This is a genomic window from Gemmata palustris, from assembly GCF_017939745.1.
Classification (GTDB): domain Bacteria; phylum Planctomycetota; class Planctomycetia; order Gemmatales; family Gemmataceae; genus Gemmata; species Gemmata palustris.
Genome location: NZ_JAGKQQ010000001.1, coordinates 2,002,428 through 2,013,386, shown reverse-complemented (window position 1 = coordinate 2,013,386; position 10,959 = coordinate 2,002,428). Strand labels below are relative to the sequence as shown.

The window sequence follows — 10,959 nt, the reverse complement described above, 5'->3', positions numbered from 1 at the left end:
GTGGCGAAAGGTCTCCGCATGGCACTGCTCCTGCGCCCGCCGGAAGAGCGCGAATCGCTCCCGGTCCGCCTCGCCGACCTCGGGCGCGCGCGGAAACGGGTCGCGCTCGCCGCGGGCGCGTTCGGGTTCGTCGGCACCGTCGTCGGGATCGCCACGGTCTCCGGGCTCCTCGACGCGGCCGTTCACCTGTCGCCGTTCGTTCGCACGCTCGCGCTCGTCGCCCTGCTCGCGGCCGGTGGGGTCGCCTGGGCGCGCGGGATCGGCCGCGCGCGGCGGTACCGCGCCGATGCGCTCGCCGTTGCCCTCGAACTCGAGGACCAGTTCCCTTCGCTCAACGACGCGCTTGCGTCGGCCGTTTCGTTCCTGGGAACCGACGACGACGGCGATGCGGCCGATGACCTCCCGCCGAAACGAACCGGCGTGTCCAACCGCCTGACCGCGTCCGCGGTGCGGGTCGCGGAGCGCCGGGCCGGGCGCCTGCCGCTCGACCACCTCGTCCCGACCGGCCGGTGCTGGTGGAACGGATGGTTGTGCGGCGCGGCGGTCGCGGTCGCGGTGCCGCTCGCGCTGTTCGACACGGACCGCGCCGCGACCGCCGTCGCGCGCCTGGCGGACCCGTTCGGCACGCACCCCTGGCCCACGAAAACGCGCATCGAGTTCCTCGCCCCGAAGGAGTTCCCCGCGCGCATCCCGAAGGGCGAAGCGTTCGAGTTCCGGTTCGCCGTGCGCGACGAGCTCGCGGGGCCGGCGGTCGTTTCCGTGCGCGTGAAGGACGGCGGTGAGTTCGAGGAGCCGTTCCCGCTCGCGCGCAACAACGACCCGCAGGTGCCCGGGGCCGCGGTCGTCACGGCCCGGTTCGACCCGTCCCGCGTGTCCAGCACGTTTGAAGTTCGGGTGGCCTCGAACGACGCGGTCACCGACTGGCAAACGGTCACCGTGGTGCCCCCGCCGCGCCTCGTCCCGCTCGACGGGCGCCCGTCCCCGCAGTTCAACATTACCCCGCCCGCGTACACGCACCTGCCCGCGGTCGAACTGCCGCCCGGCGCGTCGGTGATCGAGATCCCGACCGGGACCGTGGTCCGCTTCCGGGCCGCGACCGACGTCCGACTCTCGGCCGCGGTTCTCGCGTTCGCGGGGGACAAGAGCGGCGTCACAAGTGCGGCGCCGCTCGCGCATTTGGCGCACCTGGACCCCATAGCGGCCCTCGGCGCGCAGGCGCTTGCCAACGAGATGACCGCCGACATCCCGCTTACCATTTCCGAGGACGGGACGCGCTTCTCCGCGACGTTCGTTCCGGTGCTGTCCGGCACTTACGCACTGAAGTTGACCGACGACACCGGGTTGACCGGCACGCGGACGATCAAGATCGACCTCACCCCGGACCCGGTTCCCAAAGTCGCGCTCAATCAGCCCGTTACGGGGCGCGACCCTTCGTACCTCGCCCCCACCGCCTCGGTGGTCGTGCGCGCGACCGCGGACGACCCGCTCTACGGCGTGCGCGGCGCGTTCCTCGAGTACCGGGTCGGGCGCGACGGCCCCGTGCGCTCGATCCCGCTCGGCGCGGCCGGTAACTACCCCGTCGCGGCCCTCGCGGGGGTGGTCGGCGGGCCGGCGGTTGTGCTCACCCCGCCCGCGGGGAGCCTCGACGCTTCCGCGAGCGTCCCGGTCAAAGTGTTCCTGCGGGACGACGGCACGCCCGTGCGCGCGGGCGACTTGCTCGTCCTGCGGGCCGCGGCCGACGACTGGGATGACGTCGCCGTGCTCAAGGGGCGCGGGCGGAGCGCCGGCGAAGTCGAAATTCGCATCGCGGCGCCGGAAGCGATCGATGCGTGGCTCCAGAGGGAACTGGCGGCGATCCGCCCCGAACTGGTCCGCGTCCGGGAGCAACAGCGCGACGCGAAACAGAAGACCCTCGAGGTGATGCCCCTCCCGGGCGGGGCACTCGCCCCGGCCGACCGCGACCGGCTCGTGGGCGCGGACCAGGGCCAGCGGCAAGTCACGGGCAAGATCGCCGACCCCGCGCAGGGGCTCCGCGCGAAAGCGGACCTGCTCCGCGAAACGGTTCGCGCCAACGGGCTCCCGAAATCGAACACGACCGACCGCGTGGAGATCGTCGCGACCGAGCTCGGGCGCGCGGCCGACCGCGACCTGGGCGCTGCGCAACAGAACCTGGCCGACGCGCTCCGGCTCGCGGGGCAGTCCCCCAAAGCCGGCCAGGAAAAGGAGCTGGCGGACTACCTGCGCAAAGCCGGGCGGAGCCAGAAGAACATTGAGGACACCGCGACCGCGCTTCTGGACCTGCTCGCGCTCTGGGGCGGGGCCGGCGAGATCCGGAGCGAGGCCCGCGTGCAGAAGGACGCGATCTTGCGCCAACTCGTGGGCAACGAGCAGCTCAAAGAGCGCGTCAAGGAGGGCAAGCAGAACCCCGCCGACGACGAGCAGCGCGAACTCGACCGCGCTGCACTCCGGGCCGACCAGTCCGCGGACCAAGCCCGCGAGCTGATCGGGCGCGCCGCGAACCTCGCGGCCGAAAAAGACAAGCAAGCGGACGACCTCCGTACCCAGGCCGCGGCCAAAGAAAAGGAAGCGGCCGACCTCAAGCGCCAGGCGGGCGCGACCGACAACCCGGTCGAAAAATCGTCACTGAACGCACAGGCGGACGCGGTCGCGGCGACCGCAGCCGATCTGAAGGCCGCAGCAGAGAAGGCCGAGGCCGAAGCGAAGGCGCTCCGCAAGGGGCTCGAGGCGGCCGGCGGGCAGGGACTGGCGGATGAACTGCGCACCGCGGCCGATCTGCTCCGCAAGAACAAACAGAGCGGTGCCGAGACCGCGCTGCGCTCCGCGGGCGGGCGCCTCGACGCGCTCGCCGACGCACTCGCGGAAAAAGAAGTGGACGCGGTGCCCGAACTCGCCAAGCCGAAGATCCAGCGCCGCGCCGCCGACCAACTGGACGCACTCGCCGGGAACGTGGACAGCCTCCGAAAGCGCGTCGAGACCGCGGCCCGGCTCGCGGACCCGGTTCAACGGGCCGAAACGCTCAAGATCCTCGGCCAAGAGCAGGACAAGCTCGTCGAGCGCGGGCGCGAGATGCTCCAAAAATTGACCGCGGACAAGGCCGAGGACGCGGCCCGGGACCTCCGCGCCGCCCTCGACCGGATGGAGGCCGCGCGCGACGACCTGGAGCAGGGGCAGCCGAACACCCGCTCGCAGCGCGAGGCGGTGGAGCGCCTCGATGCCGCGCGCGACAAGCTCGACCTCGCCGCGGCGCAGGGCGGCCGGCAGCTCTCCGACGAGAAGCGCCGCAAGCTCGCGGACCAGGTGAAGTCACTACTCGAAAAGCAGCGCGCGGCCGTGGCAGAGGCGAACCGTATTCACGGCGAGGTCGCGAAGCAAAAGGGGTGGGACAAGCTCCTGCTCACGAGCTACTCCGACATCGACGCGGTGCGCGAAAAGGACATCGCGATCGAGGTCCGCAAGCTCGCGGAAACCGACTTCGCGCCGCTCCCGGTTTTCGCCCGTTTACTCACCGATTCCGCGAAAGCCATCGATACGGCCCGCGAGAAGATCAAGACGCGGTGCGACGATGCGGACCTCGCCGCCGCGTTCGACGCGGACCTCGAAGCGCTCGGCGACCGCAAGGTCATCCGGCCGATGGAACTCGCGCTGCGGCGCCTGGAACAACTTGCCGACGCGCTCAAGCCCGACGACAAGAAACCGCCCACCAAGAAGAACAACCCGCCCGAGAACCCGCCCAAGGTGCCGAACCCGCCGGCGAATCCCAATGGGGGTGGCGAGCAGGACGTGATTCCGCCGCTCGCACAACTGAAGGTGCTCCGCGCGCTCCAGGCGGAACTCAACGACCGTACCGTCCAGTTCGCGAAAGATCACCCGGACCCTGATAAACTAACGGACGGCGAGAAGGAAGAACTCGGGGAACTGGAACAGGCCCAGCGCGAGATCGCCGAGTTGTTCGAGCAGATGGCGAAGCTGTTCCCGTCGGGCGAGAAGGAAAAGGACAAGAACGAAAAGGAAAAGGGCGCAGAGGCGAAAGAGAAGACCGACCCGTAACGTGGTGCCGGCTCGTTTGTACTTTCTCACGCTCGACCTTACAGCAGGTGACCCATGAACCGCGTCTCGTTTCTCGTGCTGTTCGCTGCGGTGGGTTCCCTCGCGAACGCGCGGGCGGGGGCCGAGGTGCCCGTCGCCCCGCCGCCCCGCGAGATCCGGCCCGACGGTACCCGCGACCCGGTCCCGCCCCCGGAACCGCCCGCGAAGGGCGAAGACCCGGCCGTCACCGTCAAGCGCATCATCGAGAACTCGAAGGACGTCGGCGACAAGCTCGCGAAGACCGATACGGGCACCGACACGCGCAAGACCCAGGGCAAGATCCTGTCCGACATCGATGCACTCATCAACCAGCAGGAGAACCCGCCGCCCCCGCAGCCCGACAAGGATAAAGACAAAGAGAAGGACAAGGATAAAGACAAGAGCGATAAGAAAGACCCGATGATGAACACGGGCATGCCGATGAAGAACGACACGCCCATGAAAAACGACATGCCGATGGGCGGTATGAATATGGGTGATCCGCCCCCAATGGGCGGCGGGATGGGGGACTCACAGCCGATGGGGCGCAAGCCGCGCATGGGCGATCCGATGAACGATTCCAAAAAGGAGCCGGGAGGCAACGCGAAGGAGCCGAACAAGTCGGAGAACGACCCCAAAAAGGGCGGGACCGAGCCGAAAGGCCCCCCGGGTACGACCGGCGGGAACCCGATGGGCACGGCGAAGACCGGCAAGCCGTCGCTGCCGTTCGAGGAGGACGTCGCGAAGGACGTGTGGGGGCACCTGCCGGACAAGCTCCGCCAGCAGATGTCGCAGTATTACAAGGAAGACTTCACGCCGAAGTACGCGGAACTGCTCCGGCTGTACTATTCGTCGCTCTCGGAAAAAGGCATGAAGCCCGGCGACCCGAAGAAGTGATTTGTTTTGTAGTTTTGTAGGGTGGGTCAAGGCTTCGCGCAGGCCCACCAGTCGTGCTTCAGCTCTCAGTATGGCCACGGGTCTGCCTTTTCAGGGTGGCGTCCATCAGGAAACGGCGGCCCACGGGTCGTGCTTCAGTTCGCAGGGAGATGGTGGGCCTGCGCAGAGCCTTGACCCACCCTACAAAAACAAATACTCCCAGGTACAGCACCATCGCAAATGTAAACAACACGTTCGGCGTAATGCCCGAACCCGGTATACAATCGAAGCGTGCCCACCGAAGGTTCCCGATTCATGCGTAACCCCCTGCGGTCCGTGTCGCGGCGCGACTTCTTCCGGGCAACGGCGGTGGGCGGGTCCGTGGCCGCGCTCCACCTGGGCGGGTTCGCCCAACCGGGCGGCGGACCGCGCGCGGACGAACCGGCCGCCCCGCGGTCGGACACGGGCGCCGAGTTCATCACCCCGGACACGCAATTGGCCATCGACCGCGGGCTCGCGCTGCTCGCGCAGAGCCAGGGCGCCGACGGGTCGTTCGGGGACCGCATCGGCGGGGCCACGGCGGGGATCACGGGGCTGAGCGGGCTGGCCCTGCTCGGGGCCGGGCACCAGCCCGGGCGCGGGAAGTTCGGGAAGAACGTGAGCAGGGTGGTCGACTACGTCACCGGGCTGGTGGCGGGCACAAACCCCGGGTTTCTGAGCGACAACCAGTTCGGGCGCATCAGCAATCAGCCCAGCGCGATGTACAGCCACGGGTTCGCGAGCCTGTTCCTCGCGGAAGTGTGCGGGATGCTGCCCGAGGCCCAGCGCCAGAAGCGCGTGCGCGCGGTGCTCGAGAAGGCGACCGCGTTCGGGGTGAGCGCACAAAACACCGAGGGCGGGTGGCGGTACGAGCCCAACGCCCCGTTCGCGGACGTGTCGGTGACGGTCGCGATGATGATGGGCCTGCGCGCGGCCCGGAACGCGGGCGTGTTCGTGCGCAAGGACGTCGTGCGGCGCGGCGCGAAGTACATCCGCGAGTGCCAGGTGGCCGACGGCGGGTTCAGTTACTTCAAGGGCACGGGGCCGTCGGCGTTCGCGCGGAGCGCCGCGGCGGTCGTCGGGCTGTACAGCGCGAGCATCCCCGAGGACGAGAAGGCGAACAACGCGGCCATCGAGCGCGGGCTGCGGTACCTGCAGCAGTTCACGCCCAACCGCCAGTTCAACCAGCGCGAGCTGCCCCCGGCGCACTACTACTACGGCCAGTACTACGCGGCCCTGGCGATGTGGTCGGCCGGGGGCGACTACTGGCGCACCTGGTTCCCGGCGATCCGCGACGAGCTCCTGGGCCGCGCCCGGGCCAACGGCGGCACCTGGAGCGACCACTTCCACGGCACCTCCTACGCCACCGCGATGAGCCTCATCGTGCTCCAGTTGCCCAACAACTATCTCCCCATTTTGCAGAAGTAGTGCGGCGGGGCCTCTTCCCCTTCTTTGGGGAAGAAGCGACGACGTTCCGGTCGATGTCGTGGTTCGGTGCGCACACTCACCCACGGGATTCGATCATTTTGCGAGCTCTTTCAGCCGGATCTTACGGTACTCCATCTGCCCGCGGTCCGCTTCCAGACCGATGGGACCGGTCGCGGGGAGCTTGAACTTCGCCTCCAGCACTTCGCCGTTGCACGTGCAGTACGCGACCTCTCCCTTCACCACGACCACAATTTCGTTCCAGTCTTGGGGTTTGTACTTTTTCAGTTCCTTGTACGGCCCGGCAACGAAGTAGTCCCGCACCTGGAGTTGTGGTCCGCGAACGAACAGCCCGCTGTCCGCGTTCACCGCCGCGCGGAACTCCAGGCGCAGCTCGAAGTCTTTGGGGAACTTCGCACCGGTCCAGAGTTGCTGAAGTCCCTTCCCGGGGTTCACGGTCAGAACGCCGTCCTTCGCGGTGTAGCGCTTGTCGGACGCTTCTATTTTGCCGTCGAACGACTCGAACTTGTCACCCGACTTGTAGCCCCACCCGGTCAGATCCTTGCCGTTGAAGAGTTCGACCGTTCCCGGTTCGAGCTTCTGTGCCCGCTCCCACGCGAGCCCCGGAGTATCAACGCGAAACTGCACGACGCGGTTGAACTCCACCTCAGTTACGTAAGCGGTGCGACCGTCGGGGCCGCCGAAGCAGATGTTGCTCGGCTGCTTGCCCAACACGGCGATTTCCTTCAGGATTTTGCCCTCCGGGGAGAGCTTCACCACCGTACCCGCACCGTATCGCGTGATGTACAGGTTGCCGGCGGTGTCGCAGCGCATGCCGTCGAAGCCGTGGTCGTCGAACTTCTTCAGGAGCGTCTTTTCGCCGAGGCTCCCATCCGTCTTGATCGGGAACGACCACACGTTTTGCTGCGCGCTTTCGTTAACGTAGAGTAGCTTCCCGTCCGGGCTCACCTCGATGCCGTTCGTGGTGCCCATGTCGCTCGCCACTTTCGTGATTTTTCCGTTCGTGCTGATCTTCCAGAGTTGACCCGTGCTTTTTCCCCAATTGGGGTCGCTCGCGTACAGGGTGCCGTCCGGCGCGATGGCGAGATCGTTCGGCTGGTTCATGGTCGGTTCGTGGGCGAATACCTCGATCTTCTTCGTCTTCGGGTCGATCTTGAGGACGTTGTGCCCTGTGTAATCCGCTACGAACATGAACTCGTTCTTGTCGAACACGATGCCGTTCCCGACGCTCTTGTTCGGTAGCTCCACGAACACTTCCGTTTTGCCGTCGGGCGTGACGCGCGCGATGTCGCCGTTCTTCTTCAGATTCACAACGTAAAGATTCCCGGCCGCGTCGCACGCCGGGCCTTCGATCCCGGGTGTGAAACTGTTCTTCTCGGTAAGCGGCTTCGCAACGAACAGTTCGTCCTTGCTTTCGGACGTGTTCGCGGTCGGGACGGCTTTGGGGGCGAGTTCCAGCACCGTGTACGGACTGAGCATCAGCACATACACACCACCCGCCTTCGTTTGGCAAACGCCGAGCGTAACGTAGCGCGAAGTCGTGACGCCTTCGGGCGTTTTGAACGTGCCCGCGTGGTACGGGAGCGGTTTGCCGTCTTTCCCCACGAACGCGGTGTAATCGGGGTTCTTAATTGCGACCGGCCCGTGATCCTTGGGTGCCCCGGTGCCGGGCGCGTAGCTCACCGCGTGGTGCAGGTTGATTCCCCACGCGCTCGATCGTGTGACGGAAACCCACACGTCCCCCTTCGGCCCGACGCACATCGCCCTGCAATCCGTCCCCTTTGCGCCTGGCACGAGTGGGCCGAGGTCGCGCCCCGGGAGCGTGTCGCCCGCGGCAGTCAGGTCGTAGGCGTACAGGTGGTTGCTGCTCATCGGCACGCAGTAGAGCGTCTTGCCGTCGGGCGACGTGTCCCAATTAATGGGGTGGCCTCGCGGCTGCTCCACCAGGTTCGGATCGAGCTTCGGCTCTTTCCCGTCGATGGTCTGCTTCAACTTGTCGAGCTTGTCGGTCTTCGGATCGTAGCGCGCGATTTCGCCGCCCAACAGCGGGTGATAGGCGCGGCCCAGGTGGTCCAGCACGATGAAGCCGTAGATGTGTTTTGTGTCGATCAGTTCGCGGTACTTGCCCGTCTTCAGGTCGAGAACGAGGAAGATCGAACTTTCGCCGGGTCCGGGGCGCCCGTCCGAGCACGTCGAAATGTACGCGACTCCGCGGCTCTCGTCGGGCGTGATGCTGTTGATCCCGTGGTGCTTCACCGGGATGTCGTACACCTTCGTTTCGCCGGTCTTCGGGTCGTAGACCATCGGGTACCCGCCGGGGTAGTCTTCGCGCGTCTCGGACTTGTCGGGGTACCCCTGCTTGGTGCCGAAGTAGATTTTCCCGCTCGCACCGACGTTGTTTCGCGTGTGGATCTTGGCCTGTGAACCGAACCCCTTGAGGTCTTTTCCGATCACCTTGTGGCAATCGACGACCACCTTCATTTGCTTCGTTTTCGGGTCGAACTCGACGAGCCAGGCGTTTACGCCGTTCGCGTGCGTGCCGATGTAGAGCTTCCCGTTGTGCCCCTCGATGATCGAGAAATAGCCCTCGCCTTCGGGGGCCGTTTCTTTCGGGATCGCGTGCGCGGTCGCGGGCACCCAGTGGTCGATCTTCTCGGTCGGCGGTGGAGCGGCGGTCGCGAGCGCGACGAGGGCGGAAAAGACGATCGGGGTCATGTGCTGACTCTGCGCGTGGGACGAGCGAGTGAGGTAGGAATCGGTGGATTGTCGGTTGTGGTTCCACGAAAGGCAAGCGCTCTCTACGCGCTCGCACCGCGTAGTTCTGCGGTCGCGAGTTCGCGCATGCGGAACTTCTGCACCTTACCCGTAACGGTCATCGGGAAGGTGTCTACGAACTTCCAGTGGCGCGGGATCTTGTACGTTGCGATGCGCCCGTGACAGGCCAGGAAGAGGTCGTCTCCGGTCAGGATCGCACCGATCTGGAGCCGCACCCAGGCCATGACCTCTTCGCCGTACTTCGGGCACGGGATGCCGATCACCTGGGCCTCCGCGACGCCGGGGATCGTGTGCAGGAACTCTTCGACCTCGCGCGGGTACACGTTTTCGCCGCCGCGAATGATGACGTCCTTGAGCCGGCCGACGATGCTCACATACCCCTCGTCGTCCATGACCGCGAGATCGCCGGTGTGCATCCACCCGGTGGAATCGATGGCGCGGGCGGTCGCGTCCGGGTCGTCCCAGTAGCCCAGCATCACCATGTACCCGCGCGTACATTGCTCGCCCGGCACGCCCCGCGGAACGACGGCTCCCGTTGCGGGATCGATGATCTTGATCTCGGCGTGGGGAACCGGGCGCCCGACGGTCGCGACGCGCTTTTCGAGCGGGTCGTCGCGGCCGGTCTGTGTTGAAGCCGGTGACGTTTCCGTCATGCCGCACACGTTGGTGATTTCGCGCATGTGCATCCGCGTTTGTATCTGTTTCATCACCTCGATCGGGCACGGCGCGCCGGCGGTGATACCGGTGCGGAGCGAAGACAGGTTGAACTCGCCGAACCGCGGGTGGTTGAGTTCCGCGATGAACATGGTCGGCACGCCGTAGAGTGACGTGCAGCGCTCGGCTTGAACCGTTTCCAGCACCGCGAGCGGGTCGAACGACTCCGCGGGCACGACGATGCACGCGCCGTGGGTGGTACACGCGAGGTTCCCGAGCACCATTCCGAAGCAGTGGTAGAACGGCACCGGCACGCAGACGCGGTCGCGTTCCGTGTAGCCGAGGCCCTCCGCGGTGAAGAAGGCGTTGTTCAGGATGTTGTGGTGCGACAGCGTCGCGCCTTTGGGGAAGCCCGTCGTGCCGGACGTGTACTGAATGTTGATCGGGTCATCGAACTGGAGCTTGGTTTCGATCTCTGTGAGCCGCTCTTCGCTGGTCGCTTCTGCGCCCGCGAGCAGGGCGTCCCATTCGGAGTCGATGACGAGTGCCGCACGCAGCGCGGGACAGCGGTCGCGGACTTGGTTCAAGATCGCGAGGTAATCCGTTTGCCGGAACCCGCGGGCCAAACAGAGCAGGGCGACGCCGCTCTTGTTCAGCGCGTATTCCAGTTCGGTGGCCTTGTACGCAGGATTAATGTTCACGAGGATCGCGCCGATGCGCGCGGTCGCGTATTGCAGCACGACCCACTCGAAGCGATTGGGTGCCCAGATCCCGACGCGATCACCGGTTTTCACCCCGCGCGCGATCAATCCATAGGCTGCGCGCGCGACCAGCTCCCACAATTCGCGGTAGGTCGCGCGGAAGTTCTGGTGCCGCACGACGAGCGCATCGCGCCCGCCGAACTGCTCGACGGTCCGACGCAAGTTCGCGCCGATCGTTTCGCCGAGTAGCGGAACCGGGGACGCGCCGTGCGCATAGGAGGGGAGCGGCATCGCGGGCTCGCTTTCGCGACAGGAGAATAGCCCGATTGTGCCGATCGGGTTCGCGAAAGTCTACAGGCGCTCGTGATTCGCTCTGCGAGCG

5 protein-coding genes are annotated in these 10,959 nt (G+C 66.4%); 3 read left to right on the top strand and 2 right to left on the bottom strand.

What is annotated here, in order from left to right:
* The 3 genes from J8F10_RS07935 to J8F10_RS07925 all read left to right on the top strand — a co-directional run bounded on the left by J8F10_RS07935 (position 1) and on the right by J8F10_RS07925 (position 6,429).
* A complete protein-coding gene (locus tag J8F10_RS07935) occupies positions 1-4,068 on the top strand; it encodes a hypothetical protein (protein WP_210653300.1) in 4,068 nt (1,355 codons plus the stop codon).
* Between the two features lie 54 nt (positions 4,069-4,122).
* Positions 4,123-4,983, top strand: a complete 861-nt coding sequence (locus J8F10_RS07930; protein ID WP_210653299.1) for a hypothetical protein — start codon at positions 4,123-4,125, stop codon at positions 4,981-4,983.
* Positions 4,984-5,277: 294 nt separating this feature from the next.
* Positions 5,278-6,429: a prenyltransferase gene (locus J8F10_RS07925; RefSeq protein WP_210653298.1), complete on the top strand. Its 1,152-nt coding sequence runs from the start codon at positions 5,278-5,280 to the stop codon at positions 6,427-6,429.
* Between the two features lie 93 nt (positions 6,430-6,522).
* On the opposite strand, the gene J8F10_RS38600 is transcribed toward J8F10_RS07925, so the two are convergent.
* Together J8F10_RS38600 and J8F10_RS07915 are read right to left on the bottom strand one after the other, a co-directional pair.
* On the bottom strand, positions 6,523-9,162 hold the full coding sequence (locus tag J8F10_RS38600) for an SMP-30/gluconolactonase/LRE family protein (protein WP_246523049.1): 2,640 nt from the start codon (positions 9,160-9,162) through the stop codon (positions 6,523-6,525).
* 83 nt (positions 9,163-9,245) lie between these two features.
* Positions 9,246-10,868 carry an AMP-binding protein gene (locus J8F10_RS07915; protein WP_210653297.1) on the bottom strand — a complete coding sequence of 541 codons (1,623 nt, stop codon included), beginning with the start codon at positions 10,866-10,868 and terminating at the stop codon, positions 9,246-9,248.
* Positions 10,869-10,959 lie beyond the last annotated feature (91 nt).